The following is a 25878-nucleotide window of genomic DNA, read 5'->3' as shown; positions in this document are numbered from 1 at the left end:
AAATGTGTATGACGTCATCGGTATCGGTTTCGGCCCCGCGAACATTGCCCTCGCGGCGGCGCTGGAAGAGCGGCAAGCGGGCTTCAAGATCGCGTTCCTGGAAAGGATGAAGGCTCCGGCCTGGCAGCCCGCGATGCTGCTGAGCGGCTCCGACATTCAGAACAATCCGCTGCGGGATCTCGTCACGCCGCGCAATCCGCGAAGCCGCTACTCCTTCACCAACTTCCTGCATGAACACGGCCGCTTGTTCGAATACCTGAACCTGGGAATCGAGTTTCCGCTGCGTAAGGAATATTCGCAATACGTGACGTGGGTCGCTCGGCAGTTCGACCGCTGGGCCAGGTATGGCATCGCCGTGACCGACCTCAGGATCGAGGCGAAAGGTGGCCAAGACGTCTACGTTCTCACGACGAGCGACGGCGAGCATCTTGCGGCGCGAAGCATTGTCGCAGCGCCGGGACGCACGCCGTTGCTGCCCCCTCCTTTCGAGGACCGCGAGGGCGAACGCCTGTTCCATTTGACGCGTTATCTTCCTGCACTCGACCACTATCAGCGCCGCCATGGTCGTCCCCGATCGATTTGCGTGATCGGGGGCAGTCAAAGCGCCGTCGAGCTCATTCTCGATCTGTCGGCCCGTTTTCCGGATTCGGACACGATCAACGTCCAGCGCGGCTATGGATTCGCACTCAAGGACACCAGCCCTTTCAGTGATCGCGTCTACTTTCCGGAGCACGTGGATTATTACTTCAATGCATCGCCATCGAGCAAGGCGACGATCGACGAACAACTGAAGCGGACAAACTATTCATCTGCCGACGGAGATGTCATACGAAAACTATATCTGACCATGTACGAGCAGAAGCTCGATCGCGCCGAACGTATCCGCGTCCTCTCGAACACGCGGGTCCTATCGATCAAGGATGTCGAGAACGGCATAAAGCTCGATCTCGAGGAAATTCACCGTCACGAGCGGAGCGAGCTTCACGCCGATATCGTCATCCTCGCAACGGGCTTTCGCAATCTTGGGCCGGGTCCTGACCAGGAGCGCATTCCGCCGCTGCTCGCGCCGGTCGCCAACCGGCTCCTCACTGACGATGCGGGTGTCCTCTCGGTGGCGCGCGACTACCGCCTCCGGCCGAAGCGGTCCGACGCGCCGATTCCTCCGATCTTTCTTAACGGACTGTGCGAGTCCAGCCACGGGATGGGTGATGCCGGCTCATTCAGCCTTTTGGCGCTGCGAAGCGACCTCATTGCCAGATCGCTCGAGGCCGCGCTGGCCAACCGGGCCTCCCTGCTGCAAGCCTCCTAGGATCAATCATGTACCATTACCCGGCTTATCGCGAAGACGATCCCGACCGTCTACTCCCGGTGATCCAGACCTATCCACTCGGTCTCATCATCAGCAAGCAAGGGAATTCATTCCGTGCCAGCCATATCCCGTTCATGGTCGAGCCAACCCCGGAGGGAAGCTGGTGCCTGCGCGGACATATGGACCGCGAGAATCCTCAACTCGAAGCGCTCGATGGGGCATCGGTCTACGTCGTTTTTCAGGGCCCGAACACCTACATTTCCCCGACGGTTTACGTCACGCGCCAGTTGCCGACCTGGAATTACGTCGCGGTGCACGTGGAGGGGCGCTGCCGGGTCGAGACGCCCGGCCTCGATATCTTGAACGACATCGAACGCCTGGCTCAGGCGTCCGAAGCCCCGGTTGATGGATGGGGTCTCGACAAGTCGGAACCGCGCGTCCGCAGTCTCGCGCCATTGATCAGTCGGGTTCTCGTCGATGTCGAGCGTATGGAAGGCCGTTTCAAGCTCTCGCAGGAGAAGAGCCCGGCCGACCGCAAGGCAGCAACTGCCCATCTGACCGATCAGGCGCCCCAATCTGTCCGTTCGCTCCTTGAAGAGCTCTCGTTCGGCAAGACGCGGGGCAGCGAGGTCTCGCCTGGGGCCAAACCGCGCGCACCGCTCTTCAACGAGAGGGATGCCGGGCGCGAAGTCGACGAGAGCAGTATCGTGTCACGCGTGATCAAACGTCTCGTGCCTTTCCTATGCCTCGTCTACTTCTTCTGCTTCCTGGACCGCGTGAATGTCGGATTTGCAGCGCTCACCATGAATGCCGACCTCGGGCTGACGGCCACGATGTTCGGCTTCGGGACGGGCGTCTTCTTCCTCGGATATGTCCTGTTCGAGGTCCCTTCCAATCTGGCGCTGAGGCGTTTCGGAGCCCGACGATGGCTTGCGCGCATCATGATCGCCTGGGGGTTGATCTCCGGGGCGACCGCGTTCGCTTCGGGGCCATCCAGCTTCTATACCATTCGTTTCCTGCTCGGGGTGGCCGAAGCGGGCTTGTTGCCGGGGGTCATCTACTATCTGGCGTGTTGGGTACCGGAAAAAAATCGCGCCCATCTCCTTGGGCTCTTCATGGTCGCCATCGCGCTATCTGGTCTGGTTGGCGCTCCTCTTTCGGGCCTTCTCTTCAAGCTCGACGGACAGCTCGGCCTTACCGGCTGGCAGTGGATGTTCCTTGTGGAGGCCCTGCCAACCGTGCTCCTCGGAATCGTGACGCTGTTTTACCTGACGGATCGCCCCGCCGATGCCCTTTGGCTGGCGCCGGATGCGCGCCTCTGGCTGCAACGGAAGATGGACGACGAAGAGGCACAGCGCGCGCGGCTTCATCCGCTCTCGCTGTCGCAAACTTTTATCAGCCCGCGGATCTGGTCCCTCGGGTTGGTCAATTTCGGTCTGCTGGTCGGCCTCTACACGATCAACTTCTGGCTGCCGCAGGTGATCAGGGAAGCCGGCGTGACGGGTCCCGTTGAAGTCGGGTTGATTGCCGCTCTGCCTGCCCTCGTCGGCGCCGTCGCAATGATCGTCTGGAGCCGGCATTCGGACCGTAGCGGCGACCGAACCTGGCACCTGTTGTGCAGCATCGGAATCGCGATCGCCGGATTTTCGCTCGCGGCCGCGGCGTCCCACCCAGCGGCAGGCATCGGCTTCCTCATCATCGCCTCGCTCGGAATCTATTCGGCTCTTCCGCTGTTCTGGAGCCTGCCGACGCGCTTCCTGAGCGGCGCCGGGCTTGCGGCCGGGCTCGCACTGATCAACTCGATCAGCAACATCGGTGGCTATGTCGGTCCACAATTGATGGGATACATCAAGGATCAGACTGCTAGCTTCGCGTTCGCTTTCGGCCTCATCGCTTGCATCCTGGTTCTTGCAGCCGCCATCGTGATGCTTTCCGACCCGGCCGTAATGCAACGGCTGTATCCACGCGGCCACGGCCGGCAGGATTTGCCGGACACAGTACGGCGGGCCGACCATGCCTGAGGACTTCCGCAGTGCAATGCGCCGCGTCGCCGCGACGGTGAGCGTGCTGTCGACGGAACTGCACGGCAGACGTTTCGGAATCACGGTTTCTTCGCTGGCGTCGCTGACGCTGGAGCCGCCGACGCTGTGTTTCGGCCTTCACCGTGCGTCTTCCTTTTGCCACCCCATGATAGAAAGCGGATGGGTTTGCGTGAATGTCCTGTCGCAGGCCCAAGAGTCCGTCGGCCGTGCATTTGCCACTCCTCCCGCAAGTGAGGCGCGGTTTCACGCCGGCCGGTGGTCGATATATGAAGCGCGCGGGCGAGTGCCATCGCACGGATGCATCCGGCTCCCCCTTCTTGCCGATGCGCAGGCCAATTTGGTCTGCCGGGTGACGCGCGCGATCGAACATGGCACACATTTTTTGTGTTTGGCTGAAGTGGCGGAGGTCGCGATCCGCGACCAGGTCGAGCCGTTGCTTTATTGCGACGGCGACTATCGCCAACTGGCATTTCCCGCAGACAACGGGTCCCTCTTACGCGTACGCATCGACGGGGCGTCACATGGTGGCGAGTGAGAACATCGGTCGATTGGCGCACCTGCCCGCAAGTCATGGGAGCGACATTCGCGGTGCGTCGCTTTGGGAGGCGGCGCACGACGTGCCCAGTTACCCCAGACTCGATGGAATGATCGAGACAGACGTGCTCGTTATCGGCGCGGGCTTCACCGGCTTGTCCGCAGCGCTGAAATTGCGACACGAGGGCGTTTCCGTTTCGATCGTCGAGGCCGGACAACCGGGCGCGGGTGCTTCCGGTCGAAACAGCGGACTCGTCATTCCGATGCTGTCGCGCTCCGATCCCGACGATATCGTCCAGAGATACGGCGCGAGCGGAGAACGGTTCGTAGCGCTTCTGCGCGATTGCGCCGACGATCTGTTCGCGACAGCAACGGCGCTACGATTGGGCAAGCAGGCCGAGCAAAACGGGTGGCTTCAACCGGCCCACACGCCCGGTCGAATGGCGCTCATTGCGCAGCGGGCCGCGCAATGGTCGAAATGGGGAGCGGCCGTTGAGGTTGTCGATCGGCTGGAGGCTCGGGACATGCTTGGTTCGGAGATGTGGTTCGGTGGCCTTCTCTGCCGCAGCGGCGGCGCCGTCAATCCGCTCGCACTGGTCCAGGCCATGGCCGAGGAGGTGCGCCGTATTGGCGGAAACATCTATGCACAGACCCCCGCGCTGTCGTTCACGCGCCGGGCCAATGCCTGGCAAGTGGCAACGCCGCTGGGCGAGGTTCGGGCAAGGAGTTTGATCATCGCAACCAACGCTTACACCGCCGCTGCCAGTAAAGCGTTGCTTCCCGGCGTGGCGCGCGAGATTGTTCCGGTGACGTCGTGGCTCGCCGCCACCGATCCGTTGCCCGAGGCAATCCGCTGCTCGGTGCTTCCCACGCGCCTGGCGATGTCCGATACGCGCGGCGATCTTCACTTCGCACGGTACGACGTCAATGACCGCTTGATCAGCGGGGGGCGCTCATCAATCCGGTCAACCGTCCAGCCGGGATTCGAGAGCTGGTTCAACAGCGGCTCGAGAGGATTTGGCCGCAAATTCGCGGCATCGGCATCCGGTTCGTCTGGAATGGACGGATCGGAATAACCCCGGATCGCCTTCCCCGGTTTCACCAGATCGGCCCCCAAGCGTTCACCTGGATTGGCTGCAACGGCCGCGCCGTTGCGTTGTCACTCGCGGTCGGCAAGGAACTGGCCAAGGCGGCCATGGGCATCCCGCTCGACGCGATCGCCCTGCCGTTTTCCCCTGTCAGGCCGCTACCGGCTCAGGCATTGCAGCGTTGGCTTGCGCCGCTCGCCTTGCTGCACTACCGAAGGTTGGATGCGCGGGAATATCGAGGCGCGATGAACGATCAATCCTGGCCGACGGCGAGGACGTCATGACCGATCACAATGCCCAGCAACCGGGCGTCCGCGAGCGGCGAACTCCGGCGAACGTCCTGACGATGCTGGTCGACCCGGAGCCGACCGCCCTGATCGCGCTGACCAACAGCGGCGATCCCACGATGCTCGTGTCGGGCAAGATCCTCGAAGGGCTACTATCCTACGATTTCGAGCTCAATCCCGTCCCGCAGCTGGCGACCGGCTGGCAGTTCGACATGTCAGGCCTCAAGTTGACCTTCACGCTTCGCCCGAACGTGCGCTGGCACGATGGCGAGCCATTTACGTCGGCGGACGTTGCCCGGTCGATCATGCTCCTGAAGCAGTTTCACCCGCGCGGCCGGTCGACCTTTGCAGGCGTGCTCGAGGTTCAGACGCCGGATCCGCTGACGGCCGTCATTCGCCTTTCCGACCCGGCGCCGGCATTGATCCGGGCGTTTGCCGGCGCGGAATCGCCGATGCTGCCCGCCCACCGATACAAGGAAGACTCACCGACAGAGAGTCCCAACGAGGCCACGCCGGTAGGTACCGGCCCGTTCGTCTTTCGCGAGTGGATAAAGGGCAGTCATGTCCTCCTGGAACGCAATCCTGCCTATTGGGGGGCGCCACGTCCGTTCGTCGAGGGGCTGTTTATTCGCTTCGTCAAAGATCCGGCCGCACGTGTCGCGGAAATCGAGAATGGGTCTATCGATATCGCACCGCAAACGCCGGTGCCGGTGGTCGACCTCGATCGGCTGTCACGTGCCCCAAACCTGAAATTCGAAACACGGGGATATGACTATACCAATCAGATCGTTCGACTCGAATTCAATCTGGACCATCCGATCCTGGGCGACCGCCGGGTCCGCCGCGGCATCGCACATGCCATTGACCGCGCCGATCTGGTGGCCAAGGCCTGGAATGGGTATGCCAAGGTGGTGCTCGGTCCAATCAGCCCCGACCTGATCCCGTATGGAGCCGAACATTTGGTGGTTCCAGAGCTCGATCACGGCGAAGCGGAGCGGTGGCTCGACCTAGCCGGTTTCCCGCGCAATGCCGAAGGGATCCGGTTTTCGATCGATTTGGATTTCGTTCCGGCGGGCGATGGCTATGAACGCACCGCCGAGGAGGTTGCGAGTGCCATGGCGCAGGTTGGCATCGCCGTCTCGGTACGCAAACAGGAGTTCGCTGCATATGTCCGGCGGCTCTACACCGATCGGGAATTCGCATTCTCGATTACGCGAAGCAATAACATGTTCGACCCGTCGGTCGGAGTCCAGCGCATCTATTGGTCGCGCAATTTCCGGAAGGGCGTGCCGTTTTCGAACGGCTCACACTACGCCAATCCCCGTGCCGATAGTTTGCTCGAGCAGGCTGCGATCGAGACCGATCCGGCCAAACGTCGCAACTTATACCTTGGTTTTCAAAATCTGGTCGTAACGGATCTTCCGGACATCAGCCTGTTGGCACCGCTGCAGATCACGATCGTCAATCGCAGGATCAGGAACCATACCGTATCTGGCGACGGCCCGAATGCCAACTTCGCGGAGATTGCTAAGGAGTCCTAGCGCCGCGGCTCGCAATCCGATGCGCGACGTGGAGTCCTTTCCCAATGGGCAGGACCAGCGTCTGAAATTCGGGCAGCGCCGCGAGCAATCCAAAATAGGCTTCTAGCTCGGCGGGGTGCGAAATGGCATTGTCGGTGACGAGCAGGCAATCCGCGCTGAGCTTGGGCCAAAGCACCTTCAGCTGGAGATGCGCGCTGACGCGATCCGCATCGAAAAAGATGCAGTCGATCGGACCATCGATTGTTCGAGCAACTTCTGTTGCATCCCCGCGCAGAAATTCCACATAATCGTGCACGCTGGCGCGCCTGACATTGTCGACGGCGGCCCTCTGTTTCTGCGGATTGCGTTCAATCGTGATCAGACGGCCCGGAGCGGCGAGTTCGCGTAAGGCCATAGCGAGCCAGATCGTACTGCAGCCATTGGACGTCCCAATCTCGACGACCCTCCGGCGCCGCGTGGCCCGGACCAGGAAGAACAGAAATTCGCCTGCAGCCCGATCGAGATTCAGAAAGCGCTGCTCGTGATTGGGCTCCGCCCTGTCAAATGAGGCACCGGCCTTCTCGATTTCGGCCAGAATCGCTCTGGCTACGTCCTTCGCCTGCTCCACAATCCACTCCTTCGCACGGCGCCTATCGGGAAAAATCCTCAAACAGGTCCCCGCACGCGGTTTGAATAAGGTGCAGACCGGATGCGTATCGCTCCCCTCAGAGCCCGGCCGTAGCTATTATGACACCCAAAGGGCGAGCCGACAATATTCGACTATTTTCCGGGCGAATCTGGCAATATGTGCATCTGCGAAGATGACTTTGATGGGCTGAGTAGGATGCGTAAGCTTCGCCGAAGCACTCTGACTAGCGATGCGTATGACTCCGTGCGCGCTATGCTGCTTGAGGATGCGCGCTTCCAGCCGGGTCAAAAGCTGAGCGTCGAGATGATCTCGAGGGAGCTCGGTGTGAGCCGTTCCCCGGTATGGAGCGCCATAACCAAGTTGGATGCCGAGGGCTTGGTCGATGTTACGCCCCGGCAGGGCGTTTATCTCGTCGCGTTCGACGAGGAACGTCTGCATGCCTTGTTCGAGACTCGGGAAGCCCTGGAGGGGATGGCCACGCGGTTGGCTGCGGCTCGCATGACCGAGGCGGAGCTCAACGAGCTCGCCGAAACGATTAAACATCAGAAGACGCTTGTCTCGGAGCGTTACGAACGAGAATTTGCGGCCTCCGCGCTCCGGTTCCATGAGCAGGTCTTACGCGGAGCTCGCAATTCGTTGATCGAGCGGCACCTCACGGGCATCTATGCACGAACGAGCGCGATGTGCCGCGGCCGGGCGAGTGAACGAACGGCCAAGGTTCTGAACGAGAACTTCAAAGATCACCGCGAGATCACCAATGCGCTGCGCCGCCGCGACGAAGTGGCCGCCGAGAAATTGGCGCGGGCCCATGTGCATCGCCTGAAGATGGCCGTGCTGAAACCGCTCGGGACCGGAAAGATCGAACGCGTCTCTGGTCGATAGCTCCCTCGCCGACGCTGGATGTCTTGAATTCGCCCGGACTCGGATCTGCCGCCCCAATATCGCGGCCCTCAGGATGTTCCGATCGATTTCAGGAAACGTATATCCTCCTCGGGAAGGCCAGCTAGCCAACTTGCTTCGTCCCCAGGCTCGGGCAGCACATGTCCGTATTCCGCCATCTGATTTGCTGGTATCTCGGTGAGATAAACCCAAATGCATCTGGTCGGCAGGCCTGTTAGACCGGCAAGTGAAGTCACGATTTCAGTCACGAGTTTTCGAAGGTTGGTAGCCGTACGCCCCGCCCTGATGAAGCCGTGAACGAATATCTGATCTGCGGAGGCTGCCACGCCTCCCATAAAATGATTCCCATTGGCGGTTTCATGGAAGATCACCTGCGCAAAGAAGCCGGGAGCGCCAGTGATATCGCGGTGGATCCGCGTGATCGCTTCAGCCACCGCCGCTCTAAGCGGCTGATTGAGAAAGCCGATCGACGCGGTGCAGTGATATGTGGGCATTGCTCTCTCCCGCAATTCGCAGTCTGAATGATCTAAGACAACCTCTGGCTGCTTTCAGGTCAAGCGGATTGTACTTGGCGGCCACGCCTATCGCGGTTGAACGGACGGCGACGCGCTTCGTCTCCTGGTCTTGGAGCCATATGCCGCCAACCTCGTGAAAGCCTTGCCCGGCGCCGGCGGTTCGTCAACGGCGCCGGCGAACTCGACCAGAAACACGACCAAGACCTACGCGATACCTGCGTCATGCTTCTTGATCGGGCTGGCTGCGACTTGCTGACGATCTGCGACATCACTGTGCGTTCATACCGAAGCGCATAGACTATCGTGAAGCACTACCGCGTCCGCAATGCGGCTCCCGCCGACTCCGTTATCGACAGGCTTGAATTGCATGTGCGGAAAGAAGCCATGAAGAATTGAACGCGCACCGGTAGGTCTCGTTTGGCTGCGCGTTTCAGCGATAGATGGGCTTCGGCCCTAATTACCGGACTCGTCGCACGGCGTGCGACCGTTAAAAGCGTCGCACGGATCCCGGTTTGCTCTGCCGAGGAATTCAAAAATGCCCTTGCGGACCAATCTCTTGCGAGTGGTGGGCGCACCAGGGCTCGAACCTGGGACCCGCTGATTAAGAGTCAGCTGCTCTACCAACTGAGCTATGCGCCCGAAAGGCGGTGAGTGCCTTGCGAGGCCGGTCGTTTAGCAAAGCGAATCCGGTCTGGCAAGCGATGCAATGAAGGTTTTTCCACAGTCCCCAAAAAGCGAAAAGCCGCTGGATTCCAGCGGCTTCGCCAGTAGTAATTCCCAACAGTAATCCCAGGGTTGATCCCGCGGGAAATACGGGGGTGACTCAGAGCCGGCCCTCGCGGTCCCGCCCCTCGCCGCCGTCACGGTCGAAACGGTCGCCGTGGAAGCGGTCCATGCCCCGCTCCATCATGCGGTCCATGCCGCGTTCCATGAAGTGACGGGGCGGGCCGTCCTCACCGCCGCCGAACGGACCGCGGTGGCGGGTCAGCACGGCGAGGCGCCGCTTCTGGCCGTCATCGAGCGTCTTGTAGAGCGGGTCGGCGGCATCGGCGATCTTCTTCAGGGCAGCGGAGGTCGCGCCCATGTCATCGGCGCGCTCGCGCAGGCGGGCGACCGGATCCTCCGGCTTGTCCGCATTGCCGGGGCCGGCATTCATCCGCGCATTGGCGCGGTCGATGCGCAGCTTGGCGAAGTCGCGCACGGCGGCCTCGACCGGCGGCCACAGCTTCTCCTGGTCGGCGTTGAGCTTCAGCCCGGCATGGACGGCGGCGATCCGCGCGTCGACGAAGGCGGCGCGGTCTTCCGGGTTCATGCGGATGTGGTGGAAGTGCTCCATCCACGGGCGATGATATTGGGCATAGACCGCGCCCGAGCCGGCGATGCTGAGCACGGCGATGGCGGCGATGGTGAACTTCCTCATGACATACCTCCTCTGGAAGGATGCGTCGAAGATGAGCGCCGCGAGGCCAGTGCGCAACTTACAACTTGGACAGGGAAGCCGTTCTTACAGAGATGTAACTGCCGTGAATGCCTGTTCAGATGCATATTGAAACGATTTGCAACAAGAAGGGCTTCCGTGACGGCACGGAAGCCCTTCGTTCATGCATTATTTATCCACCTGGCGTGAGCTGGTTCGTCGCGCACTAATTCGTCGTGCTCTTGGCTTCCTTCAGGAACTCGTCGATCAGCGGCTGGCCGACACGGCTGGCGGCGTCCTTGTAGACCGGCTCCATCGCCTTGCGCATCGCCTCGTCCTGCTCGGCGGTGAGCTTGATGATCTCGCTCTTGCCGCTCTTCTTGACCTCGGCGAGCGCGTCGTCGTTTTCCTTCTGCGACTGCGCGTTGTTGAAGTCGGTGGCTTCCTTCATCGCCTTCGACAGCTGCTCGCGGATGTCGGCCGGCAGATCGTCCCAGAACTTCTTGTTCACGATGACGACGTAGCCGATGTAGCCGTGATTGGTCTCGGTGATGTACTTCTGCACCTCGTGCATCTTCTGGGTATAGATGTTCGACCAGGTATTCTCCTGCCCGTCGACGACGCCGGTCTGCAGTGCCTGGTAGACTTCCGAGAACGCCATCACCTGCGGCAGCGAGCCGAGCGCCTTGAACTGGGCCTGCAGCACGCGCGAGGACTGGATGCGGAACTTGACGCCCTGGTAGTCGGCGGGCGCGACGAGCCTCTTGTTGGCGCTCATCTGCTTGAAGCCGTTGTCCCAGTAGGCAAGGCCGGTGATGCCCTTGGGCTCGAGCTGCTTCAGCAGCTTTGCTCCGAGCGGACCTTCCGTCACCTTCCGCAGCGTCTTCAGGTCGGGAAGGATGTAGGGCAGATCGAACACCTCGAACTCGCGGATGCCGAGCGGACCGAATTTCGAGTTGGACGGCGCCAGCATCTGCACGCTGCCGAGCTGGAGCGCCTCGAGCTCCTCCTTGTCCTTGTAGAGCGTCGAGTTCGGATAGACCTCGACCTTGACCTTGCCGCCGGTGTACTTCTCGGCGAGCTCCTTGAACTTCTCGGAGGCCTTGCCCTTCGGCGTGTCGGTCGCGACCACATGGCTGAACTTGATGATGATAGGCGATTGGGCCGATGCCGGCCCGGTCAAGCCAAGTGCCAGTGCCGCGATGGACGCTGCGATCGCAAAGGTGCGCATGATCTCTCCCTGTTGTATTTGGGCCGCCGATGCGGACGGCCAATTCTTATGCCGGCAGCATCAATAGCGGCTGGGAGAGACAGCCGCTATTGGCCCTTAGCAGGGCAGGTATTCATGATGTTGGCGCCGCGATCAGTGCTGCGCTCCCTCTCCCGCTCTTGTCCGCCGAAGCCTTGGCGAAGGCGGATGCGGGGGTCTCCGCAATGGGACACTCCCCGAGAGGAAAGAACCCTCACCCGCCGCGCGCTTCGCACGCGTCGGCCTCTCCCGCAAGCGGGAGAGGCGAAGGCGTCAGCTCGCCGCCGCCGTCACATTATCGCGCTGGCGCTTCATGACGATCTTGTTGAGCGCGCCGAGATAGGCCTTGGCCGAAGCGACCAGCGTATCCGGATCCGCTGCGCGCGCCGTCATCGCACGTCCCTCCTGAGACAGCCGCACCGAGACTTCCGCCTGCGCATCGGTGCCTTCGGTCACGGCGTGGACCTGGTACAGCTCGAGCTTGGCCTCATGCGGCACCAGGCGCTTGATGCAGTTGAACACCGCGTCGACCGGGCCGTTACCCTCGGCCTCCTCGATCCTGATCTGGCCGTCGACGTCCAGCTTCATGGTCGCGCGCTGCGGACCATGGGTGCCGGCGATCACGGTCAGCGACGTCAGCTTGATGCGGTCGTGCGAGGCCGCCATCTCCTCATCGACCAGCGCCTCGATATCCTCGTCGTAGATGTCCTTCTTGCGGTCGGCGAGCGCCTTCATCCGCGTGAACGCATCTTCCAGCTGGTTCGGGCCGAGCTTGTAACCCATCTCCTCCAGCTTGTGTACGAAGGCGTGGCGACCGGAGTGCTTGCCGAGCACCAGCGAGGACTGCTTCAGGCCGACCATCTCGGGCCGCATGATCTCGTAGGTGGAGGCATCCTTCAGCACGCCGTCCTGGTGGATGCCGCTCTCATGCGCGAACGCATTTCGGCCGACGATGGCCTTGTTGTATTGCACCGGGAACGAGGTCGCCGCCGACACCACCTTCGAGGCGCGGGTCAGCTGCGTGGTGTCGATCTTGTTCCAGTAGGGAAATTTGTCGTTGCGCACGTTGATCGCCATCACGATCTCTTCGAGCGCGGCGTTGCCGGCGCGCTCGCCGATGCCGTTGATGGTGCACTCCACCTGGCGCGCGCCGCCGATGACGCCGGCCAGCGAGTTTGCGACCGCCATGCCGAGGTCGTTATGGCAGTGCACCGAGAACACGGCCTTGTCGGAGTTCGGCACGCGCTCGATCAGCGTCTTCATGAAATGGGTGTATTCCTCCGGCACCGTGTAGCCGACGGTGTCGGGGATGTTCACCGTGGTGGCGCCGGCCTTGATCACGGCCTCGACGATGCGGCACAGATAATCCATCTCGCTGCGGGTGCCGTCCTCGGCCGACCATTCGACGTCATCGATCTGGTTGCGGGCGCGCGCGACCATCGCGACCGAGGTCTCCAATACCTCTTCCGGCGTCTTGTTCAACTTCACCCGCATGTGCAGCGGCGAGGTCGCGATCACGGTGTGGACGCGGCCGCGCTTGGCGAATTTCACCGCCTCGGCGCAGCGGTCGATGTCGGCCGGATGCGCACGCGACAGGCCGGCGATGATGGAGTTCTTGGAGCGGCGGGCGATCTCGCTCACGGCTTCGAAGTCACCCTGCGAGGTGATCGGGAAGCCGGCCTCGATGACGTCGACGCCCATATCGTCCAGCAGCTCGGCGACCTCGAGCTTCTCCTCGAAGGTCATGGTGGCGCCGGGGCACTGCTCGCCGTCGCGCAGCGTGGTGTCGAAAATGATGACGCGGTCCTTGTCGGACTTGTTCGCGGGGGCCATTGCAAATTTCCTTTTGAGCTTTTGCGCCGTCAATCTTAAGGGCGCCTGAGGTGTCCGGTGATCTTGACCAACCCCTGAGTGCCCAGGCGCGCAGCGCCCAGCCGGCCCTCAGGGGCAGCTAAGAAGAAGCCCGCTAATCAGGAGGGTGGGCAGCGCAGCCGGGATCGTGGCGGCGGCCAGAGCCACCTCCCCCGAAAATCCCTCGATTTGGCCGCGAATCAGCATTGCCAGACCCTTTTGAGCCCTCAATCCTCGGTCAAAACCGTTGACGGTTGGTTGCCGGGAGGCTCGATACGCCCGTTTCTAGACGAGAAACGGGCGCAACTGCAACGCCAAAAGATGGTCAGGGAGACTGACCTGGTTGATCTTGCGGCCCGGATCGCCCGGCGTGACATCCGGTCTTCGCGCCGGGCAACCCCGACCTACCCCGCGCGGCGGGCGCGGGCCCTGCTCTCCCAGCGGTCGAGCATTTGACCGAGTTCGCCGGTGGCCGGCGGGGCGACCTCATTGGTATTGGCGGGCGCATTGGCATTGAGCCAATCCGGCTGCGCGTAGCCGCGCATGCGACGGGCTTCAGCACGGCGCTGGCGGGAGATGTAGTCGCGCGTGAAATAGCCGCCCGCGAAGGCCATCGCGAGCAACACGATCAAGATGAAGACACCCACACTCAACTCCGACTTTGTCCGGAAGAGTTGTGCGCAGCAATGAGGGCGGGGTCAAGGCTGCGTGCTCCATCATTGTGAGGCGAACGAACAGTCGTTCACGCCTGTGGAACGGCCATGCGCAGGTTCGGGAGCCTCGTTTGAGACGGAGCTGCGACGAATTCGCGACATCATTTCGGCATCGCGCAAAGGATGCGAATCCACCGCTCGCAACTGGTCGCAGACCGGACTAACCTCCACGGCAGCTCGGCCGGATCAACCGGCCAGCCAACATGACCGGGAGGACGCGATGACACGCCAACAGCAGCGTGACCAGGATGCTGCGCTTTCACGACGGACGCTGGTGCAAGGCCTCGCGCTCGGCGCCGCCGCCACGATGGCCGGCCCCGTACTGGCCCAGACCGGCCCGGCCGCACCGCCGACCACGATCACCACCCCGCCGCGCGATTTCGGGCCTCATGGGGCGCCGACGACTTATTTCTGGGACCCCGACATCGTCGCGGTGGATCCATCCTTCAACGATCTCGCGCAGCCCAACACCGCGATCAAGCGCCTCTATACCGGCCTGTTGTGGGCGGAAGGTCCGGCCTGGAGCGCACAGGGACGTTATCTGCTCTGGAGCGACATTCCCAACAACAGGCAAATGCGCTGGACCGAGGACGACGGCCGCGTCAGCGTCTTCCGCAGCCCCTCCAACAATTCCAACGGCAATTCGTTCGACTTCCAGGGCCGGCAGCTCTCCTGCGAGCATCTGACGCGGCGGGTGACGCGCTATGAGCATGACGGCACCGCCACGGTGCTCGCGGATTCCTACCAGGGCAAGCGGCTGAACTCGCCGAACGACGTCGTCGCCCATCCCGACGGCAGCTACTGGTTCACCGACCCGCCCTATGGCGGCCAGCTCTATGAGGGCGAGCCTGACGCAGCCGGTGGCCCGAGCAATGCGGGCGGCAAGCTCAATCCGCGGATCGGCCAGCCGGCCGGCTTCACACCGGGCAAGCGCGAGCTGCCGACCAACTGCTATCGCATCGATCCCTCGGGCCGCATAGACCTCGTCGTCACCGAGGAGCAGGTGCCCGATCCCAACGGCCTGTGCTTCTCGCCGGACTTCAAGAAGCTCTATGTCGTCTCCACCGGCAAGGGACCCGGCGACACCGGCCCCGGCGGCAAGGGCGAGATTTTCGTGTTTGACGTGGGGACGGACAACAAGCTCTCCAACCAGCAGCGCTTCTCCGATTGCGTCATCGACGGCGTGAAATGCGGCCCCGATGGCGTGCGCTGCGACGTCAACGGCAATGTCTGGGCCTCCAGCAATGCCGGCCGCGCGGTCGGCTATAGCGGCGTCACCGTGTGGTCGCCGGAGGGCAAGCTGCTCGGGCGCATCCGCCTGCCGGAGGTGTGCGGCAACATCTGCTTCGGCGGCCCCAAGCGTAACCGCCTGTTCATGGCCGCGAGCCAGTCGCTCTACGCCGTGTATACGGCGACACAGGGCGCAGGACCCGGCTAGGCGGCAAAAGCCTTGAATTGCGACACGGCGCCGGCGTGCCTTGCCGGCGCCGTCTTGTTTTGGCCAGCCTGTCGATGCGCGCCGCAGCAACAGAGGTGACTTCCGGACGGAGCGCGTGATAATTGAACCATGGCAGGCAAAATTCGCGTCGTTGTTCTCTATGGCGGCAGGTCCGGTGAGCACGAGGTCTCGCTGAAATCGGCCGCTTCCGTGCTCCGTCATCTCGACCGCAGCCGCTTCGAGGTGATTCCGGTCTCGATCGACAAGGAGGGCCGGTGGCAATGGAACGACCTACACACGCTCGATCAGATCAACGCGGTGTCCTTGCCGATCCTGGCGGACGCGCCGGAGATGCGGCTCACCAGAGGCGCTGACGGGCGCGGCACGCTCATGCCGGTCGCGCCGGGCGCTCCGGTCGAGATCGACGTCGTGTTTCCGGTCATGCATGGGCCGCTGTGCGAGGACGGCGCGGTGCAGGGCCTGCTGGAATTGGCCGATGTCGCCTATGTCGGCTCCGGCGTGCTCGCCTCCGCCGTCAGCATGGACAAGGACGTCGCCAAGCGGCTCGCCGAATTCGCCGGCATTCCGGTCGCTCCCTATCGCGTGCTCGGTCGCAAGGCCTTCACGCAGGACCGGTCCGCATCGCTTGCGAAGGCGACCGAGGGCCTCTGCCTGCCGGTGTTCGTCAAGCCGTGCAACATGGGCTCCAGCGTCGGCATCCACAAGGTCAAGACCTGGGATGCGCTTGGCGCCGCGCTCGACGATGCGTTCCGCTATGACGTCAAGGTGCTGGTCGAGCAGGGCATCGACGCACGCGAGATCGAGGTCGCGGTGCTCGAAGGCGAGACGCTGTTCGCCAGCGTCGCCAGCGAGCTCAATCCCAACGCCCATCACGAGTTCTATTCCTACGAGGCAAAATATCTCGATCCCGACGGGGCCCGGGTCGACCTGCCGGCGCGGCTGGATGCGCCGCAGATGGAGCGGGTGCGATCGCTGGCGACGCAGGTGTTCGCGGCGCTCGAATGCAGCGGCTTTGCGCGTGTCGACTTCTTCCTCGACCGGCAAAGCGGCCAATTCTATTTCAACGAGATCAACACCCTGCCCGGCTTCACCTCGATCAGCATGTATCCGAAGATGATGGAAGCCTCGGGCGTGCCCTATGCCGAGTTGCTGTCGCGCCTCGTCGATCTGGCGCTGGAGCGGTATCGCCAGCGCCAATCGCTGGAACGGGGTTACGCGAGCTAGGTTGACCTTCGTCGGCACAGAGCGACAGCCGACCGCTGTGCGAAGCAAGCCTCGCACCGGGCCGGAGGAGCCAAATGGACGATCGACCGAGACACCAGAGTAGCCTGACGCAGGACGACGGTTTCGTTCATGTCCGCGGCGCGCGCGAGCACAATCTCAGGAACGTCGACGTCAAAATTCCCCGCAACGCCCTGGTCGTGTTCACGGGCGTGTCGGGTTCCGGAAAATCCTCGCTCGCCTTCGGGACGATCTATGCCGAGGCGCAGCGACGCTATCTGGAGTCGGTCTCGCCCTATGCGCGGCGGCTGTTCCACCAGATGCAGATTCCTGAAGTCGACGACATCGAGGGCCTGCCGCCAGCGGTGGCGCTCCAGCAGCAGCGGGGCGCGCCGACGACGCGATCGTCCGTCGGCAGCGTGACGACCATCTCGAACCTGCTCCGGATGCTCTATTCCCGCGCCGGGGATTATCCGCGGGGACAGCCGATGCTCTATGCGGAATCGTTTTCGCCGAACACGCCGGAGGGCGCCTGCCCGACCTGCCACGGCATCGGCCGGATGCTCGACGTCACCGAGAAATCCATGGTGCCCGACGACACTAAGACCATCCGCGAGCGCGCCATCGCGGCCTGGCCGAGCGCCTGGCAGGGCCAGAACCTCCGCGACATCCTGACGACACTTGGCTACGACGTCGACAAACCCTGGCGTGAGCTGCCCAAGAAAGATCGCGACTGGATCCTGTTCACCGAGGAGCAGCCGACCGTTCCGGTCTATGCCGGTTACGATGCCGCCGAGGTCAAGCGGGCGCTGCGCCGCAAGGAGGAGCCGAGCTACCAGGGCACGTTCACGGGCGCCAAGCGCTACGTGATGCAGACCTACGCCAAGTCCGAGAGCGCGATGATGAAGCGCCGCGTCGCGCAATTCATGATCACGCAGGACTGTCCGACCTGCCACGGCACGCGGCTGAAGCCCGAGGCGCTCAAGGTCAAGTTCGCCGGCCTCAACATCGCCGAGATGTCGCATTTGCCGCTCAAGCAACTGCACGAGCTGATCAAGCCGTTTGCGCAGGCGTCGGCGGACAAATCCGAGAAGACCGTCGTCGCCCGGCGAATCTGCGAGGATCTGTCGGCGCGGCTCGCCGTGCTGCTCGACCTCGGCCTCGGTTATCTCGCCTGCGAGCGCAGCACGCCGACGCTGTCGCCGGGCGAATTGCAACGTCTGCGCCTTGCGACGCAGGTCCGCTCCAACCTGTTCGGCGTCGTCTACGTGCTCGACGAACCGTCTGCGGGCCTGCATCCCGCCGACACGGAAGCGTTGCTGCGGGCGCTGGACCGCCTCAAGCACGCCGGCAATTCCATCTTCGTGGTCGAGCACGAGATCGAGGTGATCAGGCACGCCGACTGGCTGGTGGATGTCGGGCCCGATGCCGGCGACGGCGGCGGCCTCATCCTCTATAGCGGTCCGCCCGCAGGGCTCGGCGACGTCAAGCAATCGCGAACCGCCCATTATGTCGCGCAGCCGCGAAAGCAGCTGCCGACGCTCCGCCGCGAGCCGAAGGGGCATCTGAAGATCAGAGGCGTGACCCGCAACAATCTGCGCGGCCTCGACGTCGATATTCCCCTTGGCGTCATCGCCAGCGTCACCGGCGTGTCCGGCTCCGGCAAGTCGAGCCTGATCAGCCAATTCCTCGTCGACGCCGTGGCTGGTCATCTCGGCCACACGCTGGCCACCGATGCGGACGACGACACCCTGGCCCCCACCGTGGAGACATTGGGCGGCAAGATTACCGCCGGGCTCGATCAGATCGACCGCCTCGTCGTGGTGGATCAGAAGCCGATCGGCCGCACGCCGCGATCGAACCTTGCGACCTATACCGGCCTGTTCGACCATGTCCGAAAGCTGTTCGCGGCAACGCCGCAGGCAAAGTCGCGCCGCTACGATGCCGGACGCTTCTCGTTCAATGTCGCCAAGGGCCGGTGCGGGACCTGCGAGGGCGAAGGGTTCGTGTGCGTGGAGTTGCTGTTCCTGCCTAGCGTCTATGCGCCCTGCCCGACCTGCAAGGGCGCGCGCTACAACGACAAGACGCTCGAGGTGAAGATCGACGGCAAGTCGATCGCGGATGTGCTGGCGATGCGCGTCGACGAGGCCTTCGACTTCTTCAGCGGCGATACGACGCTGAACCGCGCGCTGTCCGTCGTGCGCGAGGTCGGCCTCGGCTATATCCGCCTCGGCCAGTCCGCGACCGAACTATCCGGCGGCGAAGCCCAGCGCATCAAGCTGGCAACGGAGCTCATGCGCCCGCAGCGCGGTCACACGCTCTATGTCCTGGACGAGCCGACCACCGGCCTTCATCCCAGGGATGCCGAACGGCTGATTGCCCTGCTCGACCGGATCGTGGATGCGGGCAACAGCGTGGTCGTGGTCGAGCATGACATGGATGTCGTCTCTCACAGCGACTGGATCATCGATCTCGGCCCGGGCGCGGGTGACGAGGGCGGCAACATCGTCGCGGCGGGTCCGCCAGACCGGGTCGCGAAAGCCGGTGGCAAGACCGCACGCTACCTTGCCCGCCGTTTGAACCGGTAACGCGCGATCACCCGGCGCTTCGCAGTTGCATTCAACGGCTGCGAGGACCGACCGAGACTTTCGCGATGTTGACTTTCCGTGGCCCCCTTCCCCATACTTCGCAAAAAACAACAAGACCAATCAACAGACGGTTTTGAGGGAGGATAGGATGCCGACTTCACGCAGGCAGCTGCTGAAGGGTACGGCGGCTGCCGCCGCCACACTCAGCCTCGATTGGACACGGGCTCAGGCGCAGGCCGAGAATTTGCGCATCGGCCTGATCTACGACCTCACCGGCCCCTTCGCCGCCGGCGGCTCGGTCGCCTCCTCGGTCGGCGCGCAGATCGCCATCGATCTCGTCAATGAGAAGGGCGGCATCGGCGGCAAGACGAAGATCGTGCCCGTCGCGGCGGACTCCCAGAGCAAGGCCGACGTCGCGATCAACGAGGCCGAGCGGCTGATCAGCCAGGAAAAGATCGACATCATCAACGGCGTCTATTCCAGCGCCCATGCGGTGCCGATGGCGGCGAAGGTCGAGCAGCAAAAGAAGATCCTGTGGATCACCACCGCGGTCTCGACCGCCGTGTTCAAGGACAAGAACCTGCAATATGTGTTTCGCGCGCAGATCCATTCCGACCAGTACGGCCAGGCCTTTGCGGGATTCCTCGCCGAGCATGCGAAAGGCAAGCTCGGCATCGATCCGAAGGAGGTCAAGGTCGCGCTGATCCACGAGGATGGTCCCTATGGCGTCGGCGTCGCCGCCGCGGACGAGGCCTATGCCAAGGAGGCCGGCATCCAGGTCGTGCTGCGTGAGGGCTACTCAGCCTCCGCGCCCGACCTCTCGGTGCTCGTCACCAAGATCAAGCGCGCCAAGGCCGACGTGATCTCGCATGCCGGCTACAACCCCGACATCACGCTGTTCCTGCGTCAGGCGCGCGAGAGCGGATTGCGCTTCAAGATGCTGTTCGGCGCAGGCGCCGGCTACAGCCAGCTCGACAAGCTGCGCGCAACCTTCGGCGCCGACATCGACAATTTCTGCAACATCGATCCGGTGCCGGCGCAATTGCTCGACCCGTCAAAGCTCGCGCCGGGTATCGGCGATCTGACGAACGCCATGGTCACGCGCTACAAAGCCAAGACGGGCGCGACCGACGTGCCGCCGCACTGCTCGATGGGCTTCAACCAGACCTGGATCCTGCTCAACAACGTGCTGCCGGTCGCCAGAGAGAAGTACGGCAGCTTCGAGCCGGAGGCCATTCGCAAGGCCGCGCTCGACGTCGACATCCCTGCCGGCGGCACCATCCAGGGCTACGGCGTCAAATTCTTTCCGCCGGGCACGCCGATGTCCGGCCAGAACGAGCGCTCGACCCCGGTAGTGATGCAAAACGCCGGCGAGCACATCTCGGTGGTGTGGCCGACCAACATCCGCACGCAAGACCCGGTGTTTCCGCTGCCGAAGGGCTCGACTTACGGGGCCTAGCCTAGTGCGAGCCACGAGCAGCGCTGCGCTCCCTCGCCCCGTTCTTACGGGGAGAGGGCTGGGGTGAGGGGCTGTCTCGGCATTGACGGTGAGAGAAATCGTAGGGTGGGCAAAGGCGCACTTGCGCCGTGCCCACGATCTCTCTCGGACTACGACGAAAACGTGGGCACGCTTCGCTTTGCCCACCCTACGACACCTCGTCGGGGAGGCAGAAGGGATCGTCGCGACGCCTACAACACCACCCTCGTCCCCTCCTCCGCCGCCCAGTAGCCGGCATAGTTCACCTTGATGGTCTCATAGGCCAGCGCGAGGTCCGACAGCGGCTGGCGGCCCGTCGCGGCGCATTCCATGAAATCCTGGATCTCCTGGAGATAGCCGCGCGTCCACTCCTCCTCGAGGCAGACATATTGCCAGCCGGTTTTGCGGTCGACCTTCTCGGTGATGTAGACGCTGGCGAGCTTCTCCTCGGAGGTCTGGTAGCTCATCAGATGGTTGTTCGGCGTGATGTTGGCGAACAGCGAGCCGCCGCTGGTATAGGTCTCGACCAAATTGCGCACGCCGCCCATGATCATGTCGCCGGAGAACACGGTCGCCTTGGTGCCGTCGGAGAAGGTCGCAGTCAGCGTACCCCAATCCTCGACGTCGACGGGATTTGCCTTGATGTAGCTGCGCTCCTCCGGCTTCAGGGCGGCGGTGACATTGCCGACGTCGCCGGTGACGCTGGCGACATGGATTTTCTCCCCTCGCGCGCGTGCTTCGACCTGCTTGAGATAAAGCACCGCCGAAAGCGGATGGCAGCCCATGCGGATCAGCGAGCCGCCGCCGGTCATCGCCCATTGCGCGGCATGGGCCGCGTGCGAGCCGGAATGGCTCTCCTCGCCCTTCATGAACAGGATCTTGTCCTTTGTCGTCCTGATGATCTCCGCGGTCTTGGTCACCGCCGGCGCGTAGATCCAGTCCTCGGCATACATGAAAAGCTTTCCGGTGCGCTCGATCGCAGCGCGCGTCGCATCCATCTCCTCCAGCACGCGTTCGTACATCAGCGATTTCGGCACATGCCTGCCGATCGGCTGCGGGTCGCCCTTGCGGCCGAAATAGCCGGCGAACGGCTTTTCGCAGATCACGTGCTTGCCGGCCTGCATGCTGGCGACGATCATCTCCGCATGAAGATTAGGCGGCGTGCAGATGTCGATCACATCGAGCTCTCGATCGGCAATCAACTCGGCAAAACTGCGATAGACCTTTGGAATGCCGTGGCGCCCTGCGAACGCGACCACGCGATCGCCGCGCGCAGCGACCGCCGCAACCTCGACGTCGACGCCATAGACGCGGGCGAACGCATACATATGCAGCTCCGAAACGAAGCCGCAGCCGACAAGTCCCACCCGAATCCTGGCCATAGAACCCCCTTTTGCTTTGGGAGGCACTATAGCGGGCTCGCGGGCCTATTCCACCGAGACCCGCACCACGCCGGCGCTCATCATGCCGAGCGCGCGGGCGGCCGGCACCGAGAGATCGACGATGCGGCCGCGAATGAAGGGACCGCGGTCATTGACGCGGCACTGGATGGTGCGTCCGCTGTAGGACACCTTCAACACGCTGCCGAACGGGCGCGTGCGATGTGCGCAGGTCAGCTCGCCCTTGCCGGCTTTTCCGTATCCGTAATACGAGGCGAGACCACTTTCGCCCTTTGCAACGGAGATGAAGGCGAGAGATGAAGTCGTCAAACAAAGCAGGAATGTCGTCTGCGCTCGCACGGCACCGCTCCCCGGTTGGCCCTGCCCGGCGCTGCAAACGTGGCTTTGTTCCCTTAGGTTCCGGGAACTGCCGGGCATTGCCCGGCAGCGCCATCACAGTTTGTTACTGTTTGTGGAACACCAGCGTGCGCACCTCGATGCTCTCGCGCGGCGCGGCATCCGTCGGCGTGGTCGGATCGACGAAGGCCGTGTGCGGCCCGAAACGGGTGCGGCCGTCGGTTGCGGAATCATAGCATTTGAGCAGCAGCGCCTCGTCGGGCGTCATCTCGGGGAAATAGAACCAGCGATGGTCAGGATTGTATTTCACCGAATAGGTCTCGCCGCGGCGGTTGGGATAGATCAGGTCGGAGGCGACGAGATCGTCGGGCCTGACCGTTGTGCCGTCGACCACCGCCAGCGGTGAATCGCGCAAGGGTCCGCGGATCGGCCGCCACAGATTGATCACCTGCACCCGGCCCTTCAGCAGCTCCTCGGCCTCATCAGGCAGATGCTCGCGCACGCGGTTGGCGCCGGAGAGGTCGGTCTGGTCGACATGCACGCGCGTCGCCGGCTGACGCGGGCCGCCGTCGCGAATGTCAGGGGCGCCCTCGACCCGCTTGCGCACGGTATGATCGAAAATGAAAACGCGGTCGGCCTTCAGCGTCGCGCGCAGGAACGCCTCGACGGCGGGATAATAGACTTTCCTCACCTCGTCGTCGTTGTAGAAATCTTTGACCTGGTTCGGATGGCGCACCAGTGCAAAGCCCTCGCGATCGAGCGAGAAGCTGTCGGCGATCAGCCGCCCATCGAAGATCGGCACCTGATGCGGCTCCGGCAGCGACGTGCTTTTCGGCTCGCCCGGCGGCGGATCGAAGGCGTAAGTGCGGGGTTTGCCTGATGTCGGTGCGAGATAGTTGAGTTCGGCGGTGACGAAGGGAAGCGATTCGATTTTTGTTTCTTGCAGGCCCATGGCCGGTCTCCCGATGTGGTCGTCGGATTGATTTTTGACGGGGTGGAGCGCGGTGCAAGGGGCGCGATGCAAATAGCAATGAGGGTGTTGTCGGGAGTGAGGAATGCAGAAGGAATATCTCGATCATGGCCTTTTGCGCAGAAGGTGGCCTTCTCGTCTCACGGATGGTTGAGCATTTGTGAAGTCTCGTGCTCCAGACGCAGTATTGTAGGGTGGGCAAAGCGAAGCGTGCCCACGTCTGCTATCGGAATCTTGGAAAGATGGTGGGCACGGCGCAAGTGCGCCTTTGCCCACCCTACAAGACCGGACTCGCGGACAGACTCCCCCTCACCCCCGGCTATAGCCCCGCAATCGCATCCGCGAACGAGCGGTCCACGATCTCCGCGGCATCAAGCTTCTGCTTGATCAGGCCCCAGCGGAAATACAGATCAATCGTCGCCTGCTCGTCCGCGATTACGCCGTCGTCGATCGGCGCGACACGGATCTTTGCGCGCGACAGCCAATTCTGCGGCACGGCGACCGGGATGTTCATCAACTTGCCCCAGGTCGCGGCGTAACCATCGACATTGTTCAGCGACCACGCCCGCGCCGCGGTGAGGCGCCGGATGAAGTCGGCCAGCTCCGCGCGCTTGTCCCTGATCGCATCGGGGCGCGCGACCTGAAAGCTCAGCCCTGGCGTCAAGCCTTCCGAGTTGATGATGCGGCGGGACTTAAAGAGCACCTCCTCCTGGCTGACATAGGGCTCCCAAGTTGACCAGGCATCTACTGATCCTTGCGTATAGGCGATCTTGGCGTCGGAGGGCGCGAGGAACGCGATCTGCACGTCGCTCGCGCTCCAGCCGTTCTTCTCCAGCGCCGCGAGGATCAGCTGATGGCCGATCGAGCCGCGGCCGGTCGCGATCTTCTTGCCCCGCAGGTCTGCGAAGCTCTTGATCGGCGATGTCTCGGGCACGAGGATCGCGAGCCCCTCGCGCGTCTGCCGGATCGCGGCGATCGCCTTCACCGGCGCGCCGGAGGCGGCGGCGAATGTGAAGGGCGCGTCCCCGACGAGCCCGGTCTCAATCGCGCCGGCGCTGAGCGCCTCCAGCAGCGGAGCTGCCGCCGGAAACTCCTTCCACTCGATCTTGTACGGCACGTCCTTCAATACGCCAGCCGCTTCCATCACGGCCTGCGAATTGCCCTTCTGGTCGCCGACGCGCAGGGTGGTTTGCGCCGCTGCCAGGTCCAGTGAACCGAACAGCAGCGCGCCCGCCAGCACGAGGCGGATCATTCCGCGGCCTCACCGCGAGCGGCAGGGCGTTCGGCGATCAGCTTGCGCGTCAGCGGGATCAGCTCGCGGCCATAGTCGATCGCATCGGGCAGCGGATCGAAGCCGCGAATGAGGAAGTGGCTGACGCCGAGGTCGTAATAGTCGGCGAACACTTCGGCGACCTGCTCGGGCGTGCCGACCAGCGCCGTGGTATTGCTGTTGGCGCCGGTGAGCTTGGCGATCTCGGTCCACAGTCGCTTGTCGATGCGCGCGCCCTGGTCGGCCGCCGCCAGCAACCGCTTGGCGCCCTCGGTCGCATGATTGGGCCGGCGATAGCCGGTCTGGTCCTGCAGCGCGGTGGCACGTTCGAGGATCCCTTCGGCCTTCTTCCAGGCGGCCTCCTCGGTATCGGCAAGGATCGGCCGCACCGACAGGCTGAAGCGCGGGCTCGGCCGCCCGTGCTTGGCCGCCGCCGCACGCACGCGGGCAGTAACCTCGCGCACCTGCGCGTAGGATTCGCCCCACAGCGCAAAGGTGTCGGCGTGCTTGCCCGAGACCTCGATCGCGGCATCGGAGCCGCCGCCGACGAAGGTGTAAATGCCGCCCGCTTGCCGTGGCTTCACCTGCGAGAAACCGTTCTCGACGGTGTAGTACTTGCCGCTGTAGTTGAACGGCTTTTCGCTGGTCCATTCCAGCCGCACAATGTCGAGGAACTCGCTGGTGCGGGCATAGCGCTCGTCCTTGTCGTCGAGCGTGTTGCCGTCCTGCCTGAGCTCGATGGCGTTGCCGCCGGTAATGACGTGCAGCGAGACGCGGCCGTCATAGAGCTGGTCGAGCGTGGCGAGCTGGCGCGCCAGCACCGTCGGCGCCGTGAAGCCCGGGCGCTGCGCAATCATCACCTTCAGCTTCCTGGTGATGGCCAGGACATGCTGGGCCACCTGGAGGGAATCCGGCGTGGTCGAATGGAACGCCAGCAGCGCGCGGTCGAAACCGCCAAGCTCATGCGCCTTCGCGACCGTCTCGATATAATTTGGATCAAGCACCGGGCCCTGGCGCACGATGGTTTCGGAAGCATTGCTGTTGGCGATAAAGCCGATGAACTCGACCGACATCGGGAACTCC

22 protein-coding genes and 1 tRNA gene are annotated in these 25878 nt (G+C 63.2%); 11 read left to right on the top strand and 12 right to left on the bottom strand.

Annotation, left to right across the window (positions count from 1 at the left end; all coding sequences use genetic code 11):
* Positions 1 to 4: 4 nt before the first annotated feature.
* From HYH08_RS13945 to HYH08_RS13920, 6 genes are all read left to right on the top strand, one after another.
* Positions 5 to 1309, top strand: a complete 1305-nt coding sequence (locus HYH08_RS13945) for a lysine N(6)-hydroxylase/L-ornithine N(5)-oxygenase family protein (RefSeq protein ID WP_220010375.1) — start codon at positions 5 to 7, stop codon at positions 1307 to 1309.
* Positions 1310 to 1317: 8 nt separating this feature from the next.
* Positions 1318 to 3330 carry an MFS transporter gene (locus tag HYH08_RS13940; protein WP_220010374.1) on the top strand — a complete coding sequence of 671 codons (2013 nt, stop codon included), beginning with the start codon at positions 1318 to 1320 and terminating at the stop codon, positions 3328 to 3330.
* A complete protein-coding gene (locus tag HYH08_RS13935; RefSeq protein ID WP_220010373.1) occupies positions 3323 to 3886 on the top strand; it encodes a flavin reductase family protein in 564 nt (187 codons plus the stop codon). The genes HYH08_RS13940 and HYH08_RS13935 overlap by 8 nt, the downstream gene beginning before the upstream one ends.
* 109 nt (positions 3887 to 3995) lie before the next feature.
* A complete protein-coding gene (locus tag HYH08_RS13930; protein ID WP_220010372.1) occupies positions 3996 to 4961 on the top strand; it encodes an NAD(P)/FAD-dependent oxidoreductase in 966 nt (321 codons plus the stop codon).
* Between the two features lie 80 nt (positions 4962 to 5041).
* Positions 5042 to 5257, top strand: coding sequence for a hypothetical protein (locus tag HYH08_RS13925; protein WP_220010371.1), 216 nt, complete (start codon positions 5042 to 5044; stop codon positions 5255 to 5257).
* Positions 5254 to 6801, top strand: a complete 1548-nt coding sequence (locus tag HYH08_RS13920; RefSeq protein ID WP_220010370.1) for an ABC transporter substrate-binding protein — start codon at positions 5254 to 5256, stop codon at positions 6799 to 6801. Before HYH08_RS13925 ends, HYH08_RS13920 begins: the two co-directional genes overlap by 4 nt.
* Here HYH08_RS13920 and HYH08_RS13915 read toward each other — a convergent pair.
* On the bottom strand, positions 6788 to 7408 hold the full coding sequence (locus HYH08_RS13915) for an O-methyltransferase (protein ID WP_220010369.1): 621 nt from the start codon (positions 7406 to 7408) through the stop codon (positions 6788 to 6790). The two genes, HYH08_RS13920 and HYH08_RS13915, sit on opposite strands and share 14 nt — an antisense overlap.
* 177 nt (positions 7409 to 7585) lie before the next feature.
* Between HYH08_RS13915 and HYH08_RS13910 the strand changes: the two genes are divergently transcribed.
* Entirely contained in the window at positions 7586 to 8311 is a 726-nt protein-coding gene (locus tag HYH08_RS13910; RefSeq protein ID WP_349631425.1) for a GntR family transcriptional regulator, read from the top strand.
* A gap of 68 nt (positions 8312 to 8379) precedes the next feature.
* Here the strand turns inward: HYH08_RS13910 and HYH08_RS13905 are convergent, their stop codons facing one another.
* From HYH08_RS13905 to HYH08_RS13880, 6 genes are all read right to left on the bottom strand, one after another.
* Positions 8380 to 8823 (bottom strand): tautomerase family protein, encoded by a 444-nt coding sequence (locus tag HYH08_RS13905; RefSeq protein ID WP_220010367.1) that lies wholly within the window; start codon positions 8821 to 8823, stop codon positions 8380 to 8382.
* Positions 8824 to 9407: 584 nt separating this feature from the next.
* Positions 9408 to 9483: transfer RNA gene (locus HYH08_RS13900), tRNA-Lys, on the bottom strand.
* 184 nt (positions 9484 to 9667) lie between these two features.
* Entirely contained in the window at positions 9668 to 10264 is a 597-nt protein-coding gene (locus tag HYH08_RS13895) for a Spy/CpxP family protein refolding chaperone (protein WP_220010366.1), read from the bottom strand.
* Positions 10265 to 10487: 223 nt separating this feature from the next.
* Positions 10488 to 11492, bottom strand: coding sequence for a TRAP transporter substrate-binding protein (locus HYH08_RS13890; protein ID WP_220010365.1), 1005 nt, complete (start codon positions 11490 to 11492; stop codon positions 10488 to 10490).
* A 291-nt stretch (positions 11493 to 11783) separates the two neighbouring features.
* The gene (locus HYH08_RS13885) at positions 11784 to 13343 is read right to left on the bottom strand and encodes a 2-isopropylmalate synthase (RefSeq protein WP_220010364.1); all 1560 of its coding nucleotides are present in this window, start codon (positions 13341 to 13343) and stop codon (positions 11784 to 11786) included.
* Between the two features lie 422 nt (positions 13344 to 13765).
* Positions 13766 to 13975, bottom strand: a complete 210-nt coding sequence (locus HYH08_RS13880) for a hypothetical protein (RefSeq protein WP_220010419.1) — start codon at positions 13973 to 13975, stop codon at positions 13766 to 13768.
* A 319-nt stretch (positions 13976 to 14294) separates the two neighbouring features.
* On the opposite strand from HYH08_RS13880, the gene HYH08_RS13875 reads away from it, so the two are divergent.
* The 4 genes from HYH08_RS13875 to HYH08_RS13860 all read left to right on the top strand — a co-directional run bounded on the left by HYH08_RS13875 (position 14295) and on the right by HYH08_RS13860 (position 20801).
* A complete protein-coding gene (locus tag HYH08_RS13875; RefSeq protein ID WP_220010363.1) occupies positions 14295 to 15512 on the top strand; it encodes an SMP-30/gluconolactonase/LRE family protein in 1218 nt (405 codons plus the stop codon).
* Between the two features lie 129 nt (positions 15513 to 15641).
* The gene (locus HYH08_RS13870; protein ID WP_220010362.1) at positions 15642 to 16757 is read left to right on the top strand and encodes a D-alanine--D-alanine ligase family protein; all 1116 of its coding nucleotides are present in this window, start codon (positions 15642 to 15644) and stop codon (positions 16755 to 16757) included.
* Positions 16758 to 16831: 74 nt separating this feature from the next.
* Positions 16832 to 19342, top strand: a complete 2511-nt coding sequence (gene uvrA, locus HYH08_RS13865; RefSeq protein WP_220010361.1) for an excinuclease ABC subunit UvrA — start codon at positions 16832 to 16834, stop codon at positions 19340 to 19342.
* Between the two features lie 148 nt (positions 19343 to 19490).
* Positions 19491 to 20801 (top strand): ABC transporter substrate-binding protein, encoded by a 1311-nt coding sequence (locus HYH08_RS13860; protein ID WP_220010360.1) that lies wholly within the window; start codon positions 19491 to 19493, stop codon positions 20799 to 20801.
* 230 nt (positions 20802 to 21031) lie between these two features.
* Here the strand turns inward: HYH08_RS13860 and HYH08_RS13855 are convergent, their stop codons facing one another.
* The 5 genes from HYH08_RS13855 to HYH08_RS13835 form a co-directional block, all read right to left on the bottom strand.
* Positions 21032 to 22201 carry a Gfo/Idh/MocA family protein gene (locus HYH08_RS13855; protein WP_220010359.1) on the bottom strand — a complete coding sequence of 390 codons (1170 nt, stop codon included), beginning with the start codon at positions 22199 to 22201 and terminating at the stop codon, positions 21032 to 21034.
* A gap of 45 nt (positions 22202 to 22246) precedes the next feature.
* Positions 22247 to 22558: a septal ring lytic transglycosylase RlpA family protein gene (locus HYH08_RS13850; RefSeq protein WP_220010358.1), complete on the bottom strand. Its 312-nt coding sequence runs from the start codon at positions 22556 to 22558 to the stop codon at positions 22247 to 22249.
* Between the two features lie 103 nt (positions 22559 to 22661).
* Positions 22662 to 23507: a CmcJ/NvfI family oxidoreductase gene (locus HYH08_RS13845; protein ID WP_220010357.1), complete on the bottom strand. Its 846-nt coding sequence runs from the start codon at positions 23505 to 23507 to the stop codon at positions 22662 to 22664.
* A gap of 337 nt (positions 23508 to 23844) precedes the next feature.
* Entirely contained in the window at positions 23845 to 24777 is a 933-nt protein-coding gene (locus HYH08_RS13840) for an ABC transporter substrate-binding protein (RefSeq protein WP_220010356.1), read from the bottom strand.
* Positions 24774 to 25868 carry an LLM class flavin-dependent oxidoreductase gene (locus HYH08_RS13835; protein ID WP_220010355.1) on the bottom strand — a complete coding sequence of 365 codons (1095 nt, stop codon included), beginning with the start codon at positions 25866 to 25868 and terminating at the stop codon, positions 24774 to 24776. The genes HYH08_RS13840 and HYH08_RS13835 overlap by 4 nt, the downstream gene beginning before the upstream one ends.
* Positions 25869 to 25878 lie beyond the last annotated feature (10 nt).

This window comes from Bradyrhizobium sp. BR 10289 (assembly GCF_019455385.1).
Lineage (GTDB): Bacteria > Pseudomonadota > Alphaproteobacteria > Rhizobiales > Xanthobacteraceae > Bradyrhizobium.
This window is presented reverse-complemented; position numbering and strand designations above follow the sequence as displayed.